General features: G+C 63.5%; 10 protein-coding genes and 1 tRNA gene. 3 read left to right on the forward strand and 8 right to left on the reverse strand.

Annotation, left to right across the window (positions count from 1 at the left end):
• Positions 1 to 35: 35 nt before the first annotated feature.
• Together G7Y82_RS16850 and ald are read right to left on the reverse strand one after the other, a co-directional pair.
• Positions 36 to 2,390: a TonB-dependent receptor gene (locus G7Y82_RS16850; RefSeq protein WP_366515691.1), complete on the reverse strand. Its 2,355-nt coding sequence runs from the start codon at positions 2,388 to 2,390 to the stop codon at positions 36 to 38.
• 243 nt (positions 2,391 to 2,633) lie between these two features.
• Positions 2,634 to 3,752 carry an alanine dehydrogenase gene (ald, locus tag G7Y82_RS16855; protein ID WP_168149315.1) on the reverse strand — a complete coding sequence of 373 codons (1,119 nt, stop codon included), beginning with the start codon at positions 3,750 to 3,752 and terminating at the stop codon, positions 2,634 to 2,636.
• Positions 3,753 to 3,808: 56 nt separating this feature from the next.
• Between ald and G7Y82_RS16860 the strand changes: the two genes are divergently transcribed.
• Positions 3,809 to 4,273: a hypothetical protein gene (locus tag G7Y82_RS16860; protein WP_168149316.1), complete on the forward strand. Its 465-nt coding sequence runs from the start codon at positions 3,809 to 3,811 to the stop codon at positions 4,271 to 4,273.
• 36 nt (positions 4,274 to 4,309) lie between these two features.
• On the opposite strand, the gene G7Y82_RS16865 is transcribed toward G7Y82_RS16860, so the two are convergent.
• Positions 4,310 to 9,553: a beta strand repeat-containing protein gene (locus tag G7Y82_RS16865; protein WP_168149317.1), complete on the reverse strand. Its 5,244-nt coding sequence runs from the start codon at positions 9,551 to 9,553 to the stop codon at positions 4,310 to 4,312.
• A gap of 333 nt (positions 9,554 to 9,886) precedes the next feature.
• Here G7Y82_RS16865 and G7Y82_RS22010 point away from each other — a divergent pair, with 333 nt between their 5' ends.
• The gene (locus tag G7Y82_RS22010) at positions 9,887 to 12,145 is read left to right on the forward strand and encodes a hypothetical protein (protein ID WP_240954377.1); all 2,259 of its coding nucleotides are present in this window, start codon (positions 9,887 to 9,889) and stop codon (positions 12,143 to 12,145) included.
• Positions 12,146 to 12,242: 97 nt separating this feature from the next.
• On the opposite strand, the gene G7Y82_RS16875 is transcribed toward G7Y82_RS22010, so the two are convergent.
• From G7Y82_RS16875 to G7Y82_RS16885, 3 genes are all read right to left on the reverse strand, one after another.
• Positions 12,243 to 12,319 (reverse strand) — tRNA-Arg (locus tag G7Y82_RS16875).
• A 69-nt stretch (positions 12,320 to 12,388) separates the two neighbouring features.
• Entirely contained in the window at positions 12,389 to 13,141 is a 753-nt protein-coding gene (locus G7Y82_RS16880; RefSeq protein WP_168149318.1) for an amino acid ABC transporter ATP-binding protein, read from the reverse strand.
• Positions 13,134 to 14,081: an amino acid ABC transporter permease gene (locus tag G7Y82_RS16885; RefSeq protein ID WP_168149319.1), complete on the reverse strand. Its 948-nt coding sequence runs from the start codon at positions 14,079 to 14,081 to the stop codon at positions 13,134 to 13,136. The genes G7Y82_RS16880 and G7Y82_RS16885 overlap by 8 nt, the downstream gene beginning before the upstream one ends.
• A 158-nt stretch (positions 14,082 to 14,239) precedes the next feature.
• Between G7Y82_RS16885 and G7Y82_RS16890 the strand changes: the two genes are divergently transcribed.
• The gene (locus tag G7Y82_RS16890; protein WP_168149320.1) at positions 14,240 to 14,665 is read left to right on the forward strand and encodes a globin family protein; all 426 of its coding nucleotides are present in this window, start codon (positions 14,240 to 14,242) and stop codon (positions 14,663 to 14,665) included.
• Here the strand turns inward: G7Y82_RS16890 and G7Y82_RS16895 are convergent.
• Positions 14,643 to 15,947: a sensor histidine kinase gene (locus G7Y82_RS16895; RefSeq protein ID WP_168149321.1), complete on the reverse strand. Its 1,305-nt coding sequence runs from the start codon at positions 15,945 to 15,947 to the stop codon at positions 14,643 to 14,645. The genes G7Y82_RS16890 and G7Y82_RS16895 overlap by 23 nt on opposite strands.
• Positions 15,948 to 16,011: 64 nt before the next feature.
• Positions 16,012 to 17,349, reverse strand: a complete 1,338-nt coding sequence (locus G7Y82_RS16900; RefSeq protein WP_168149322.1) for a sigma-54-dependent transcriptional regulator — start codon at positions 17,347 to 17,349, stop codon at positions 16,012 to 16,014.
• Positions 17,350 to 17,405 lie beyond the last annotated feature (56 nt).

Raw genomic sequence — 17,405 nt, forward strand, 5'->3', positions numbered from 1 at the left:
CCCGCCAATGGCGGGCTTTTTCACTGCAGTCGCGCTTACCAGTTCAGCTGCAGCGTGGCGTAAAGCTCGCGGCCCGGGGCCTGCTGCACGAAGTAGGAGCCCGGGAACACCGTGGCGTCGGTCACCTGGTTGGCAACGCGCTTGTCGCTGAGGTTCTTGCCACCGATCGTCACCGACCAGTTGTTGTCCTGGTTGGCGATACTCATGCGCGCCGCGTACTCCCAGTGTCCGCCGACCCGCGTATACGGATCGAGATCGGTATCGGTGTACTGCTCGCCCTGGAACAGCGCGTCACCCGACAGGCGCATCATCAGGTTCCACGGCATCGGCACCGTCAGGATCGGCGTGATCGTCGCGGTCTGCTTCGGCGCAAATGCGATGGTCTTGCCCTTCAGATCCTGCGTGGCACCAATGCCGTCGGAAATCGGCGCCGGCGCGTCGGGGTACGAGTCGTACTTCGCATCGATGTAACCGAACGAGCCGTTGATCGTCAGCAAGCGCCACGGCGTCAGCCACTGGACATCGGTTTCGACACCACGCGAGGTGGCGCTGGCATTGCCGACATTGGTCGTGGCGCCGTGGAACGCAAGCACCTGCAGGTTATCGAGCGTCGTGTAATAGAACGTCGTGTTGAAGTTCAGGTGGCGATCGAACAGACGGCTCTTGAAACCGACTTCATAGGTCGCCGCCTTCTCCGGCTTGAACGGCAAATCCTCGCCGGTATACGACAGCGAGTTGTAGCCGCCACTCTTGTAGCCGCGCGCGTAGCTTGAATAGAAATTGAGGTTGTCGTTCCAGATGTACTGCAACGCGACCTTCGGCGAAATGTCGGTCTCGTCACGCTTGCCCGGCACGTCGTAGTCGTTGGCGCCGAGCAGCAGGCTCGTGAAGCACAGACCGGAAACCAGCTTGTCCGGACAGCCGGTGCCCGCCGTTTCCAGATCCTTGGTCTCGTGGTTGATACGCACGCCCGGCGTCAGCGACCAGTGGTCGCTGATCTTCCAGGTGGCCTGCGCGAAGTACGCCAGCGACGTGGTCTGCTGGGTATAGTCGAACTGGTAGAAGTCGTTGCCGATCACCGGCGCCAATAGCTGACCGACCAGCGGCAGGCCCGGCAAACCCAGCGCCGTGATCAGATTGATATTGCTGTTGCCGGTCGCCAGTTGCAGGAAGTCGTCGGTCAGCACGAACGAACCGAGATCCTTGCCGGCCACGATCTGCGCCAGCAGGCGATAGTTCGAGCGGAAGAAATAGCCGCCGGTGACGAAGTCCACCGACTTGCCGAGCCCGAACAAGCTGTCGGACTGCCCTTCAAGGCGCAGCTCGACGGACGTCTGGTTGTAGTGCTCGTGGTTGTACAGATTGAGAATGTCGGCCGGCGAGACGTCCAGATCGTTGAGCTGGTTGATGTACAGCTTGCTGTAACCGCCGACCAGAATCAGATGCGCGTCGTGAATGCCGCCGAGATCGCCGATCGACCAGTCGGTCTTCATGCTTTCGGTCGACGATCCCTTGTCGATGAAGCCCGGCGCATTGAATTCGGTCTTGAAGTCGTTGGGATCATCTTCGACATCGGGGTCGAAGCTGCTCAGATAGTTGTAGGTGCCCTCGTCGAGCTTGGCCAGTTCGTACGGCCAGAAGTTGAGACTGGAATCCGAACGCACCAGGTTGATATCCATCTGCACGTCGTCGAGCGGCAGGATGCGCAGCTTCAGACGTCCTGCATTCTGGTTGAGGTCGTTCTCGTCGCGATGCAGATAGGTGTTACGCAGTTCGCCGTCGTTCTGATGCGTCATGAACGACAGGCGCGCACCGAACCAGTCGTTGAACATGCCGCCGACACCACCTTCGAAGCGGAAATCGTCGTACGAGCCGTAGCTGGCACGGGCATTGGCCGAGAAGTTGTCGGTGACGCCACGGCTGATGACGTTGTACAGGCCGGCGACCGTGTTCTTGCCGAACAGCGTGCCCTGCGGACCGCGCAACACTTCAACGCGATCGACATCGAACATCGCCTCGGTGAAGTACGCGCCGCGGCCGTAGAAGATGTCGTCCTCGACGAAGCCGACCGAGCTTTCGAAACTCGGATTGAAGGTATTGGTGCCGAAGCCGCGGATGAAGACCTGCGGTGACCCGGCGTCGTCCGTGTCGACGCGTGCGTTCGGAATGTAGTAGCTGACGTCGGTGAGGTCGGACGCATTGATGTCGGCCAGCTGCTCGGCGCCGACCGCCGTGACCGACAGCGGCACGTCATGCAGCGACTGCTTGCGCTTCTGCGCGGTCACGACGATTTCGGCGAGCCCCGGCGAGCTGCCGCCGTCGGTCTGAACCGCCGCCGGCTCGTCGCCGGCCACCGGAATCGTATCGAGTTCCGGGGCAGACGTCGTCACATCGGCCTCAGGGGCACTGGCCGGCTCAGACGGCGCGGCGGCCGCCGCGTCCTGAGCGTGCGCGCGCGCACCGAACAGCATGGAAAAAACTGCAAGCGAAGCGATAACGCGCAAATGGCTTCGACACATGGACGATCCCCAGCCCTTTACCGTAGACGCCGACGACTCTAGCAAGTGGCTGCGCGCCACCGCTTGGCATTTGCCGCCACGGCCCCCCGGCGTGACGGCAGCTCTCCCGCCCGCTCAGCCCTTCAGGGCATCGAGCGGCGCCTGCCAGTCGTAGCCCAGAACGTCGGCGACCGCCTTGTACGTGACGCGACCCTTGTGCACGTTGAGCCCCTCACGCAAGTGCGGATCATCGATCAGCGCCTGCCGGTAACCCTTGTTGGCCAGCGCGATGGCAAACGGCATCGTCGCATTGGTCAGCGCGAACGTCGACGTGCGCGCGACACCGCCCGGCATGTTGGCGACACAATAGTGGACGATGCCGTCGACCAGATAGGTCGGCGCCTGATGCGTGGTCGGCTTCGAGGTTTCGAAGCAGCCGCCCTGGTCGATGGCCACGTCCACGATCACCGTGCCCGGTGCCATCAGCTTCAGCATCTCGCGTGTCACCAGCTTCGGCGCCGCGGCCCCCGGCACCAGCACGGCGCCGATGACGAGGTCCGCTTTGGCAATGCTGTACTCGACGGCATCGACGGTCGAATACAAGGTGGCCAAGCGCCCGTCGAAGGTGGTGTCCAGCCAGTTCAGCCGCGGCAGCGAACGGTCGAGGATGGTCACGTGAGCCCCCATACCGACCGCGATGCGGGCCGCGTTGTAGCCGACGACGCCGCCGCCGATCACCACCACTTCCGCCGCCGGCACGCCCGGCACGCCGCCCATCAGCACACCATTACCGCCGGCCGCCTTTTCCATCGCATGTGCGCCTGCCTGGATCGACATGCGTCCGGCGACCTCGCTCATCGGCGCCAGTAGCGGCAGGCCACCGCGCGCATCGGTGACTGTTTCATAGGCAATCGCCGTGCAGCCGGATGCGATCAGCGCCTCGGTCTGTTCCGGGTCGGGCGCCAGATGCAGGTAGGTAAACAGCAGATGATGCTCACGCAGCATCGCGCATTCCTGCGGCTGCGGCTCCTTCACCTTGATGATCATCTCCGCCGTCTCGAACAGCGCCTCGGCACTGTCGACGATCTTGGCGCCGGCACGGACATAGGCTTCATCATCGATACCGATGCCAAGCCCGGCCCGTGTTTCGATGAAGACTTCGTGCCCATGCGCGCTGAGCTCGCGCACGCCCGCCGGCGTCAGGCCGACGCGGTATTCGTGATTCTTGATTTCCTTGGGGGTTCCAATACGCATCTCGAGCCTCCGGTTCGTTCGCCCCATTATCCCGCCACCCCGGGTCCGCAGTCTTCGTGAACAACCACCAGACGCGGGGACTCACCAGCTGCGCGATCGGTGCCTACGAGATGCTCCGGGCACCCGCCGTACAATGGCGCATTCCGTCGTCCCGAGACCTGAACGTGATCCCGCAACGCCGTTCCCGCTCCGCCTTTCCGTTCATGCTGCTGGCCGTCGGCATCGGTCTCACCGGCTACTACGGCGTCAAATGGTTCGAGCTGCCAACCTACAGCGAATCCGACATCGCCGCCTCGACCGAACTGAACATGCAGCTCGAACTGCAGGCCCAGCACGCCCAGACCACACCGGAAAGCCGCGAGCGCTTGCGCAAGCAGACCCGTCAGGACCTGCTGAACGACATCGCCAAAGAGCGTCGCGACGTCGAAACCGGCCTCGGCGCCGGCCTGATCGCCCTGGTGCTGGCCATCGGCAACATCGTGCTCATGACCCTGTTGCAACGAGAAAGGGCGCGTCATTGACGCGCCCTTTCTATTTAATCGCTCAAAGTCAGCCGTTCAGTTCGGGTTTGCGCAGCTTGCCGCTTCGCCATACGGGCTGACCTGCCCCGGTGGATTTACTGTTTCCGTCGTAAAGTCGCTCGACAAACCCTGCAATTCAAAATTGACAGACGTACTGCCCTGATCTCCGTTCACCACAATGGTCGCCGTCAGCTGCACTTGCACCCAGTGCGCACGGTCCTTGGGATAGGTGATATCAAATTGACCAGTGCCATTGGCATCCAGCGTTACGGTAGCAGGGACCGATGCTGGGTTGCCTGGGTCGAGTACCGTGTTGGTATTGAAGTCCTCCCCGGCGTCTAAAAGTCCATTGAAGTTAATGTCTTCGTTGGCACAGCCGAATCCGGTATCGGCGCAGCCGATGGCGCCTGCGCTGCAGGTCAAATACCCACTACCGGCCGCCACCGTCCACTGCGTGCCGTTCCAGCCTTCGGAGCCTTTCTGATAGGCCAGCGCATTGATCGTCAGGTTCACCACACTGCCGGCCGGCGGCGGATTGCCGGCGGAATCCGTCACGAGCACCGAATACGGCATTTGATACTGCGTGCTGTTCAGTGCACTGATCGTGTTTCCGGTGCCGAGCACAATTCGCAGAGCCTGCCCTCCGACCGTCAGCGTCGTGCTGCCACTGACGCCACCGGCAACCGTCGTGCCTGTGATCGTGACACCATCCTGCGAGCCCGTCGTTGCACCGCCCTTGTAGGTAATCGTCGCCTGACCGCCGGAGTTGGTCACCGCTGTGCTCTCTTGCAGCGCACCGCCAGAATCGTCATTCAGTGTGAAGTTGACGCTCTGGTTCGCGACTGGGTTGTTGTTGGCATCCCGTACGGTGGTCGTGATAACACTGGTGCCGTTGACGGCGACCGTCGACGGTGATGCCTGCAAAACCACCGAGGCCGCGGTCGTTGCATTGAACTGAACGCTCGTCGACGCAGAAATAGTCGGACTGCAGCTCGTGCACGTTGCGGTCACGACCGCACCGCCGGCGTTACCGGCCGCGGAAGCCTGATTGAGCTGAATCTGCGCAACACCATCGGCATCGGTCGTGGCCGCCGTCGCGGACAAGGTGCCTCGCGTCGTATTGAAGCTCACGTTCTGCCCGGAAACCGTTCCGCCCGCCAGACGAACCGTGATGTTTTGCCAGACCGTGAATGTTGCACCGGTGCCGCTGCCGCCACTGACCGTCGCCGGACTGGTCGGCAGCGCCGTGTAATCGCCGGCGTTGTTAACGATAAAGCCGGTCACGGCTCCGGTGACTGCGTCGACCGTACTGACCGTCAGCTGTGCCGGGGTCGTGAACGTGCCGCCGCTCACCGTCAAGACGTCGCCCGCCACATAATGGCTGCCCCCGTCGGCCGACTCCGCCCCGAGTGACAGGTTCCCGCTGAAGGGGATCTCCGCATCATCCGTCGGCGCCACAATCGTCAGCGTTTGCGACGCTACCTGAATGGCCTGCTTGGCAACCGTGGCGGCGTTGCTGCACGCCTGCGGCGTTACCGTCAACGTATCACTTCCGCCACTACTGCCGGTGTAGTCCACCGTAAACTGCCCATTGCTGTCAGTGGTGCAATTACCGCCGGAACAATTGCTCCCGCTATGTGCGGCGATCGTATTGCCCGAGGACGACGATACCGTCAGAACCTGACTGCTGATCGGGTTATTCCCGGCATCCTTAAAGCTGACCGTATAACTTTGTTTCGCGTTCAACCCAACAGAAGCGGGGCCAGCGATCGAAATCGTCGTGCCAGCCTCCTGAATCTGAACCATATCGGAGACGCTGGAGGCCGTCGCAGTCACGTCGATCAACTGATTAGTCGTGTCGCCGCCAGTGGTCAATACCGCAGTCGCCCGACCAGTCGCGTCGGTTGTGCCGCTCGTGACCTGCAATGCACCGCCGGAACCACAGGAGCTTGCATCGAGCTTGGCAGCAAAATCGACCGAAACATCTGGCAGAACGTTGTTGTTTTGATCCTTGACGAGCGCGGTCAGCGTCACACCCTGACTTTCAGTGCTGGCGTTTGACGCAAGCTGTGAGCTGCTCGCAACTAGCGTCACTACCTTTACAGGATTGGTAACGGTCACCGATGCGACATTTGAGAGTGAGTTGGTTGCAATTTTCGCTTTGATTTGGTCAACCACAGTTGTCGCGGGATTACCGGCGGTGTAGCCCACAACTGCTCGGCCATCAGCACCCGTCACCACACTGGTAGCTGTTAATGAACCACCGGAATTGTTGCTCTTGAAGCTGAAGTTCACCGTGATATCGGAAACCGGATTTTTGGTCTTGTCCTGCACCACAGCGACCAATGAAACCGCCCCACCGCCTTTGACGGAAGGTGCGCTTTGTACAAAATTGAGGCTGTACGGATCGCCGGCCACGAACTGGACATTCGCAGTCTTGCTGAACCCGGCAATCTTCGCCGTAACCGTGGCAGAGCCGAGTGTCGACGCTGCCCTGAGTTCGAAGTCGGCTTGGCCGTTCTGGTCAGTCGGAACACTCGGGCCGTTCACCGCCGCCCCCGCAGAGGTAGAGAAATCGACGGTCACGTCAGGGAGCGGTGTGCCGTCGCTTCCGGTCACTACTGCACGAACAATGGCTGTGCTTGCCCCATCGGCTGGAATACTGGAGGAAAGCGCCGTTAGCGTGATGCCTCCGACAACCTCCGCAGAGCCGCTGACCGTAATTTTGACCTTGTCGCTGAGTCCTTCGGGCGCAACATTGGCTGACACCTTGACATCACCCGCAGCGGATGGCGCCGTCAGCACGACCGTCGCAGTACCGCTGCTGTCTGTCGTCGCCGACGATGCGGACAACGAGCCCGCCGTCGTGCTGAATTGCACGGCGTGATTCGGCACACCGTTGCCACTCGCGTCACGAACCGTCGCTGTGATCGACGTGGTACGGCTTGGCGCTACCGTGCTCGGGGCCGCAGTCAGCTTAATTGCCGTCGCCGTGCCGGCGGCGACGGTGAGCGACGCCGTGGCGCTGTAGCCACCGGACGATGCAGACAGCGTCACGCTGCCCGACGACGCGGGCGCGGTATAGGTCACCGAGACCTTGCCGCTGGCGTCGGTGACCGGTGCCGTATTGTCGAAGTCGCCGGCTGTCGCCGAAAAATTCACGGTCTTGCCGACCACGGCATGACCTGCGCTGTCGACAACTGTCGCGACGATCGTTTGCGACGCCATAGCCGTCGTCGATGGGTTCGCCGGCGAGATCGTGATGCCGCCAACGGATGCTGCGTCAGCGTCAATCACCACTGTGGCTTGCTGCGTCGCACTGCCGGACGTCAACTCAATGCTCTCCGAGCCGGCCGAGGTACCGGCGACGAAGCTCGCGCTCACGTTGCCGTTGGCATCGGTCGTTGCCGCGGCCGGGGTGACAGAGGAGCCTGAGCTGTTCGCCGAAACAATGCGGAAGTTGACCTGCTGACCAGCCGCGACCGGGTTGCTGTTCACGTCGAGGACTTGTGCGGAGATCGTTGCCGAACCACCCGGCACCACAGGGCTCGAAGCCACCGACACCACGAAGCTGTTCGGCGCGCCAGCCGAGACTTTCACGGTCGTCTGAGCAGAAAAGCCACCTGCGCTGGCCGTCACCGTCAGCGTACCCAACGTCGTTGGGGCCGTCATCGTCACCGAAGCTTGGCCGCTGCTATTGGTCGTTGCACTACCCGTGCTCGGCGTCAACACCGCGCCCGGCACCGAGAAGCTCACTGGCACGCCGGAGATGGCGCCGGAGCTGGTCTGCACGGTCGCACGCAGCGTTGTCGACTCACCCGCGGAAAGCTGTGACGCCCCGGCCGTGACCACGATGGATGTCACGCTCGCATTGTCCGCCGAAATTCCAACCGTTACGGCCGGGCTCGCCTGCCCACCAGCCGTCGTGGCCTTCAGGCTATCCGACGAGTAGCCACTGCTCGGCGCCGTGTATTGCGTTGATGCCTCACCATTACTGTCTGAGGTCACCGTCGTGCTCGCAAAACTGCCGCCGTTGGACTGCGCCGACGTTGTAGAGCTAAAAGTCACCGCCACGCCCGGCACGCGATTGCTGTTGGCGTCGAGCACAACCGCGCGCACCGAGGCCGCCCCCCCTGGGACCAGTGCCGTCGGCGAAACCGATAGCAGCACACTGCTCGGCGTCCCCGCCACAAATGTCAGCGACGCCGCAGCCGAGTAGCCGCCGGTCGCGGCCGTGATCGCGGCCGTGCCGACACGTGTCGGCGAAATCTGCAGGGCTGTCGCGATGCCGCTGGCGTTGGTGGCCGCCGTAACCGTCGCCGCCTTCGTCGTACCGGACTGCAGCTGATTGACCGACGTGCTGAACGTCACCACGACGTTCTGCATCGGATTGCCAGACGTATCCGTGACCTTCGCACTGACCGAAGTCTGCGTCGCCCCATCGGCGACAGCGGAACTAGCCCCCAACGTCAGGTTGATCGCGCCAATCTGCGCGGAACTGTTCGACACCGTCAGCGAAGCACTGCCACTCTGGCCGCCTGCCAGCGACGCCTTGAGCACGTCGGTTCCAAGCGCGGCACCGGCCTGGTACGTGGTTGCCGCACGGCCGTTGTCATCGGTGGAAACCAGGCTCGATGCGAACAGACCACCGCTTTGATTGGTGCTCGCACTCAAGGTCACCGACGTGCCGGTGACCGGATTGCCGTTGGCGTCCGTTACCTGCACATTGATAGAACTGGTACCGCCTGGCACGACGGTCGTCGGAGCCACGGACAGGCTCACCTGCGTTGCAGCACCAGCAACGAAGGCAACACTCGCCGCACCGGAAATGCCGGTTTCGGACTCGCGCGCCACGACCGTTGCGGTCCCGACGCTGGACGTCGAACGCAGATAAACCGTTGCCTGCCCGTTTGTGTCGGTCTGAGCGTTCGCGCTCGCCGCGAACGGATTCGACGATGGATCGGTGGAGAGCGTTCCCGCATTGGTTGCGAATGTGACCGTGCTGCCAGACACAACGTTGCCGTCGGTATCCGTCACCGTCGCCGTCAACACCGTTGAACTCGTGCCGTCGGCAATGATCTGGCTTTGAGCTGCAACCAAGTCCAGCGCCGCCACAGGCCCCGTATCGGTCGACCCACCCGTCGTGCTGCCGGTCGTCGAGCCGCCCGTCGTGCTACCGCCAAGGCTTCCTCCGGTCTGGTCGTCGCCCAGGCTCGCGCCTCCACAGGCACTCAGCATCAGAACCGACAAAAGGCTCACTGCACCAATCAGCTTACGCATGGACTCCCCCGTCCCCGCCGCACCACTTTGCGGCCTTGCAGAAATTCGATGCTATCCCGAAAAATCAAGTGAAACAAGAAACTCTGACACTTTATGAAACAACTTACGTAACAGGCGTGACATCAGGGAGCATCACCCCCTGCCGGCGGGCAGGCACGCTCAAAGTGGCAAGACGGCCTTGAATCACTGCCCTCAGCAGGCCTGCAGCCCGCTTTTGCTTGAAATACCTGACGTCACTGTGATCTCGGTCACAGAAATCGACGGATTCAGCATTTCTGAATGAAGCCGCGGGCGATATGCTCGCGCGAGGGGCTAAAAACTTGGGGATTAGGGATGCGGGGATACTTCCGCGCGGTTGCTGCCGCTGCGCTGCTCATCGGTTCAGGCCCGGCCATCGCCGCCCCGACCAAGGTCATCAAGACCGACCTCGCGGCGCTGATCGCGCAGGCCCAACCCAAGCCGGAGCAGTTCGCCGTCGACCGCAAGGTCGACCTGACGCCGGCGCAAACCGGCACCTGGACCATGACGGGGGACAAGGCTGTCTGGACGGCCTCCCTGCAGATCCCGGACGCCGTCTCGATGTCCTTCCGCGCCAGGCAGGTCAGCCTGCCGGCGGGTTCGTCGCTGGTCGTGACCGGTCCTGCCGGCGATCGCCCGCTGCAGCCCAAGCATTGGGCGACCGGTGAAGTGTCGTCCTGGCTGGTCAGCGGCGACACGATCGGCATCAAGCTGACGGTCCCGGCCGCGGCGAAGAACGACGTCGTCTTCCAGATCACCGACCTGTTTCCGGGCTTCAAGTCGACGCTCGGGATCGGCACGGGAACGAGCAAGGCCTATTCGGCCTATCTCGCCAAGGCCGCGCCGTCCAACGTCGGTAGCTGCGACCACAACTACTCGTGCTACGTCGACGCCTCGAACAAGGATCAGGGCGACTCGGTGGTGGGGATCATCCTCAACAACCAGAACAGTTGCACCGGCAATCTGGTGGCTGATGCGACGCACTCGTTCCGCCCTTACATCCTGACGGCGTCGCACTGCAACTACGAGATGGACGCCGACGGCCGCAGTGTCTTCCAGTTCTACTGGGCGGCGACCGTGCCTTGTGGCCAGGATCTGGACTACTACACCCAGGTCGGCGCGCCGATGACGCAGGGCGGCGTGGAGCGCATGCGTTACCAGGACTCATTACTGATCGAGGCGAACGACCCACCGCCGTATGGGGCCTATCCCTATTGGCTGGGGGTGGATGGCACGTTCGAGGATAACTGGACGTGCAGTAACAGCACTGGCAGCACGGTCTGCACTCGGCCTGGCACCGGCAAGGTGGTCCATCACGGACTCGCATTGACGAAGCAGTACACAATTACCAACGACTCTGGAACCGTCACTGCCGGTGTCAAGGACGGACAAAGCCTAAGCCTCGGCTATACCTATGACGCATGGCAGTTCAACATTGACTATTACAGCTTTGGGCGATTGCTGCCAGGCGCGTCAGGTTCCGCCATGGTAATCGGAGGACGCGCCATAGGCACACTTTCAGGTAACCGTGACAGTTCCGATGAAGCCTGCCCAACCCGATCGATCAGTGCTGAAAACTTCTTTCAGCGCTTGTCGGCGGTATGGGATGGCGGCGCCAACGCACAGACAAGCTTGAAGTACTGGCTTGATCCCCAGTCCTCTGGCGTAAATGCCACTGACGGCGCGCGTGATTCATCTCGCTCGGTGTCGGCCGATATCACCGCGTTCACCGTCAGCCCTCAGAATGCTGCTGCCGGTGATCCCATCACGCTGTCGTGGACGACTGGGCGCTCCGACGCCGCCTGTGATGTGACGAGCTCGATCTACAGCGCGACGGGTTTGTCGGGCGACGGGTCGATCACGGTGACCGGTACGGATGCTGCCAATGGCGATGTGCCGTTCACACTGACCTGCCACGTCGAGGGCGGCGAAGACACGAACGCCACGACCGCCGCCACCTTCACGCCAGCGCCGACGCCGACGCTGTCCCTCAGCATCTCGCCCAGCGAAATCACCGAAGGCGATACCGCGACGGCAACGTGGACGAGCTCCGACGCGGACAGCTGCACCAAGTCCGGCGACTGGAGTGGCCAAGCGGCGACCAATGGCACGATCTACCTCACCCCGTCGGCTGGGAGCTACAGCTACGTCCTGACCTGCTCCAATGCGGCGGGCTCGACGTCCCAAACCGTCACGCTGACCGTTGACAGCCCTGTCACGGAACCACCGACGGTGAGTATCAGCGCCAGCCCCACACGGATCACTGTCGGTCAGACCTCGACTTTGAGCTGGTCCAGTGACGGGGCGGACACCTGTGCGGGATCAGGGGACTGGAGCAATACCCGCGCAACGTCGGGCTCGGCAACCGTGCAACCCAGCAGCGCCGGCGTCTACACCTACACGCTGACCTGCACCAACGCCGCGGGCAGCAGCGCCGCGAGCGCGCAGGTGGCCGCGTCAGCGGCCGCGGGAGACCAGGACAGTGCAGGATCAGGTGGCGGTGGCAGCATGGGCGTCGACCTGTTGGCGCTCGCCGCGTTGTCACTGCTGCGTCGTCCGCGCCGAAGGCACTGAACTGGCGAGAGCATCAGCTGCACTCTGGTCGCGATGTGCGAGATCGGGTCGACCGCCGAGGCCGTTAAAACACGCAGTCAACGGGAAAACGAGAAGGTGGCGTCCCCGGCAGGGGTCGAACCTGCAACCTCACCCTTAGGAGGGGTGCGCGCTATCCAGTTGTGCCACGGGGACGTGGCGCGCAGTTTACCCGAGCCTCCGCATCAGGTCTTCCGTCAGAAGTTCGCCCCCGCCAACCCTGCGTTATTTCAGCACCTGCCCCAGAAACGCCTTGAGGCGCTCGCTGCGTGGCGCCTCGAAGAAGGGCTCGGGGCGGTCTTCGTAGACGATCTCGCCGGCTTCCATGAACACGACACGGTCGGCGACGGCGCGGGCGAAGCCCATTTCGTGGGTGACGACGCACATCGTCATGCCCTCGCGGGCCAGCACCTTCATGACGTCGAGCACTTCGTTGACCTTTTCCGGGTCCAGCGCCGAAGTGGGCTCGTCGAACAACATGATGTCCGGCTGCATGGCCAGCGCGCGGGCGATGGCGACGCGTTGCTGCTGACCGCCGGACAGCTGTGCCGGATGGGCGTCGGCCTTGTCGGCGAGGCCGACCTTGGCCAGCAACGCCTGGCAGCGCTCACGCAATTCGGACGTGGCCACCTTGCCGACCACGCGCGGCGCCAGCATCAGATTCTCGAGCGCGGTCTTGTGCGGGAACAGGTTGAACGACTGAAAGACCATGCCGACGTGGGTGCGCAGCCGGTTCAGATTGGCCTTGCCGCCGTGCACGGACTGGCCGAGCACCTGGATCTCGCCACTGGTGATCGTCTCCAGCGCGTTGAGCGTGCGCAGCAGCGTCGACTTGCCGGAGCCGCTCGGGCCGATGATGCAGACCACCTCGCCGCGTCGCACCGTCATCGACACCTGCTTGAGGCCGACCACACCATTGGCGAACACCTTGCCGACGTCACGGACCTCGATCAGCACTTCCGCCGCGGACTCAGTCATGGGCCAGCCTCTTTTCCAGACGGCGGACGAACAGCGACAGCGTGCCGGTCAGCACCAGATACATGAGCGCCACGGTGAACCACACCTCGAATGGACTGAAGGTCGACGCGACCACTTCGCGCCCCGCCTTGGTCAGATCGGTCAGCGCCATCACCGACACCAGCGACGAATCCTTGATCAGATTGATGAACTGCCCGGCCAGCGGCGGCAGCGTCTTCTTGAAGGCCTGCGGCAACACGACGTGACGCATCGCCTGCGGCACGCTCATGCCAAGGCTGCGCGCCGCTTCCATCTGCCCGCGCGGAATCGATTCGATGCCAGCACGAATGATCTCGGCAACATACGCCCCGGTGAACACCGCCAGCGCTGCAGCGCCGGCCGTGAACGCTGACAGCTTCAGCACCGTGCCGACGAAGAAGTAGAAGATGAATATCTGCACCAGCAACGGCGTGCCGCGGATCAGCTCGACGTAGGTCGTCGCCAGGCCGTAAACCGCCGGGTTCCTGGCAATGCGCCCGAGACCGGCGACCAGGCCCAGCAGCATCGAGAACACCAGCGCCACCGCCGACAGCTTCAGTGTCATCCACAGGCCCAGCGTCAACGGCCCGGCAACCAGGCCGCTTTTGCGCGCCAGCGCGTCGTTCTGGAACACCAGATCGCCGTCGCCAACCAGCAGCACGTCGAAGCCGGTGATGGTGTCGTGACGACTGCCGCGCAGTTCCTTGAGCGTCAGGCTTTTCTTGTCTGGCGCCACCGCGACAAAGCCGTCGTACGGCGCGCGCATCTCGGTACCGTCATTGTTGACGATGTACTGCGGGATGCGGTCCCAGCGCCAGGTATAGGCGACGCGATCGCTGGCGGCGTGCACGGCGATGCCGAACACCACCAGCACCAGCACGTACACGCCGTACCACATCCAGCGGCGTTGAGAAGATTGCATATGAAGATCCAGCAAGATTCGGCCCAGAACCGGACCGCGACGCGGGCGACCGTAGCAATTCGCCCCGGCGTCCCGCAATCGTCAAAAACCCGCGGCACGGATCTTGCCGCCTCCGCCGGAACCCTTTTCAGCCACGCGCTCCACGCAAGCGAAGACCCATGACGCCGACGCAGATCGCCCTCGTCCAGCACAGCTGGACCCAGGTCCTTCCCATCCGCACGCAGGCCGCCGCACTGTTCTACGGCCGGCTGTTCGAGCTCGATCCATCACTGCGTGCGCTGTTTCGCGCGCCGATCGCCGAACAGGGCGAAAAGCTGATGGACATGATCGACGTCGCGGTGCGTGGACTCGACCGTATCGACGCACTGGTCCCCGCCGTGCAGGCGCTGGGCGCGCGTCACGTCGGCTACGGCGTGCAGCCGGCACACTACGCCACGGTCGGCGCGGCGCTGCTCTGGACGCTGGAACAAGGGCTCGGCCCGGCTTTCGACGCCGAGCTGCGCAGCGCCTGGACGGCCGTCTATGGCGCGCTCGCCGGCGCGATGCAGTCGGCGACGGCGGTCACGCCGGCAACGTCAGACTGACGCGCAGGCCACCGCCATCGCGGTTGGCCAGCTGCAGGCGGCCGCCATGGGCCTCGATAATCTCACGCGCCAGCGCCAGACCGAGCCCGGTCCCGGCACGCTTGGTCGAATAAAACGGCAGCAAGGCATTGGCGAGCACCGACTCACTCATGCCGCTGCCACGATCGCGCAGTTCGAGCCGCCAGTTCACGCCGACGCGCAGGATTTGCAGCTCGATGTCGTCGGGCGCGCTACCGGCCTCGTGCGCGTTCTTGATCAGATTGATCAGCACCTGCTCGATCTGCCCGGCATCCAGCCGCGCCACCGCGTCCGGCGCCTCGCCGACGACCCGGAACGCGACCTGCGGTTGCAGCGCGCCGATCAGCGAGCGCCACGACACGTCATCGAGCCTCGGCGATGGCAGACGCGCGAAGGTCGCGTAGCCTTCGATGAATCCGTGCAGGTGCCGCGCCCGCGCACCGATACTGTTGAAGACTTCCGGCAGGCGTTCGATCTGACCGCGCCGCGCCAGCTCCGCGCCGGAATGCGAGAGCGATGAGATCGGCGCCAGCGAATTGTTGAGCTCGTGGCTCATCACGCGGATCACCTTCTTCCACGTCACCACTTCCTGGCGAGACAGCTCACGCGTCATGCGCCGAAACAGCAACAAGCGATGCGCGCGCCCCTGCAGGCGAAAGCCACGCTGCGAGACGTGGAAGGACTCCTCGCCTTCCGGAAAGTCGACGCTGAACAGCGCGTCGCCGCCCTCAGCCAGTGCCTCATGCAAGGCAGCAGGGCCGCTGGCGATGACGTCATCGAACGACAGTCCGGCCAGCGTGCGGCCATCGTTGAACAGCTGGCGTGCGGCCAGATTGGCGTAGGTAACATGCCCTCCGTCGTCGACCAGCATCAAAGCCGTCGGCGTGTTCTGCACCACCGTATCGAGCAACAACTCGCGCTGCGACAGATGCTGGCGCTGCTCACGCAGTGTGCGACCCAACTCGTTGTGCAACTGCGCCAGCTCACGCAGCGGACCACCACGTTCACTGGCAATCGAAAAGCTGTAGTCGCCGTCGCGATAACTGGCCACTGCACTTTCGAGTGCGCGCAACAGGCGCTGCACCGGCTGCAGTACCGCGCGAGCGGCCCAACTGGCACCGATCAACGCCACCGCCGCCGCCGCCACGATCGCCAGTGGCCACGAACCGAACCCATATTGCAGACACAAGCCGGCCGCGGCCGCGCACAACGCCACCAGTAGCGCAACCGCGGCGAATCGGGCTTCCAGTGAGAACGAAGGCATGTCGTGCCGGAGTCATTGCGTGCGCGAAGCTTAGAACCGAACCGGCCAAGCGCGCACGCCGCGATCAGGCCGGACTGGAAAAGCCGTGTCGTTCCATGCGCCGATACAGCGCTTGTCGCGACAGGCCGAGTGACTGTGCGGCGCGGCTGATGTTGCCGCCGTTGACCTTCAAGGCAGAGGCGATCGCATCCCGGTCCGGCTCCTCGGCGTTGCGACTGGCCGCGCGGCGCGGCGACAAACCGAGATCGGCGGCGCGGATCACGCCATCACTGCAAAGCAGACGCGCTCTTTCGATGGCGTTGCGCAGCTCGCGCACATTACCCGGCCAGTGATAGTCGACCAGCGCCTCGCGCGCATCGTCGGCAAAACTCGCCATGCCCTCGGCAAAGTGCTCGGCCAGCGGCAGGATGTCATCGCTGCGCTCGGCCAGCGGCGGCAGGCGCAACTCGATCAGATTCAGGCGGTAGTACAAATCCTGGCGGAAACTGCCGTCCTCGATCATTTGCGACAGATCGGCATTGGTCGCGCTGAGCACCCGCACCTTGACCTGGCGCGTGCGCGACGATCCCAGCCGCTCGAACTGTCCGGTTTCCAACACGCGCAGCAGCTTGATCTGCCCGGACAGCGGCAGATTGCCGATTTCGTCGAGGAACAGCGTGCCGCCGTCGGCTGCGTCGAAACGCCCTTCGCGCGCGCGATTGGCGCCGGTATAAGCGCCCGCCTCGGCGCCGAACAACTCCGCCTCGATCAAATCGGCCGGCAGCGCACCGCAATTGACGGCGATGAACGGCCCCTGCCGCACCGCCGAATTGGCGTGCACGATCTGCGCGATGCGTTCCTTGCCGGCCCCGTTCGGCCCGGTGATCAGCACCGGCACATCGGCGCGCGCGACCTGACAAGCCAGTTCGACGACCCGCTCGGTCGCCTCGGCACCGTAGACCAGTCCGCGCAAGTCATAGCGGCGCGCCAGTTCGTCGCGACGGCGGCGGCGCTCACGGCGCAGATCCGAGACCGTGCGGCTGGCTTCGGCCAATTCGAGCAGGTTCTCGACACTGGTCAGCAGCTTGTCGTCATCCCAGGGCTTGGCCAGATAGTCGGCGGCACCGGCCTTGACCAGTTCGACCGCCGTTTCCAGATGCGTCCACGCCGTCAGCAACATCACCGGCATGTCCGGATACCGTTCGCGAATCGCGCGGAACAGCGCCACGCCCTCCTCGCCCGACGTGGTATCGGCCTGGAAATTCATATCGGCAATCACCAGATCGACACGCTGCGCTGCCAACACCGCCATCGCCTCGTCCGGAGACGCAGCGACGATGGTCCGGATATCGCGCAGCGACAGCAACAGGCTCAGCGCCTCGCGCACCGCAGCGTTGTCATCGACGATCAGGACGGTCGGCATATTCGTTCGACGGCGCATGCAGCTTCGATGCAGCAGCCGTGTAAATCGTTGCAATG

The organism is Solimonas marina (genome assembly GCF_012241385.1).
Classification (GTDB): Bacteria; Pseudomonadota; Gammaproteobacteria; order Nevskiales; family Nevskiaceae; genus Solimonas; species Solimonas marina.

Bases quoted from the DNA above. Each gene is read 5' to 3' on its own strand.
- ald (WP_168149315.1), bottom strand. From the start codon at position 3,752: ATGCGTATTGGAACCCCCAAGGAAATCAAGAATCACGAATACCGCGTC.
- G7Y82_RS16865 (WP_168149317.1), bottom strand. From the start codon at position 9,553: ATGCGTAAGCTGATTGGTGCAGTGAGCCTTTTGTCGGTTCTGATGCTG.
- G7Y82_RS22010 (WP_240954377.1), top strand. From the start codon at position 9,887: ATGCGGGGATACTTCCGCGCGGTTGCTGCCGCTGCGCTGCTCATCGGT.
- G7Y82_RS16880 (WP_168149318.1), bottom strand. From the start codon at position 13,141: ATGACTGAGTCCGCGGCGGAAGTGCTGATCGAGGTCCGTGACGTCGGC.
- G7Y82_RS16885 (WP_168149319.1), bottom strand. From the start codon at position 14,081: ATGCAATCTTCTCAACGCCGCTGGATGTGGTACGGCGTGTACGTGCTG.
- G7Y82_RS16890 (WP_168149320.1), top strand. From the start codon at position 14,240: ATGACGCCGACGCAGATCGCCCTCGTCCAGCACAGCTGGACCCAGGTC.
- G7Y82_RS16895 (WP_168149321.1), bottom strand. From the start codon at position 15,947: ATGCCTTCGTTCTCACTGGAAGCCCGATTCGCCGCGGTTGCGCTACTG.
- G7Y82_RS16900 (WP_168149322.1), bottom strand. From the start codon at position 17,349: ATGCCGACCGTCCTGATCGTCGATGACAACGCTGCGGTGCGCGAGGCG.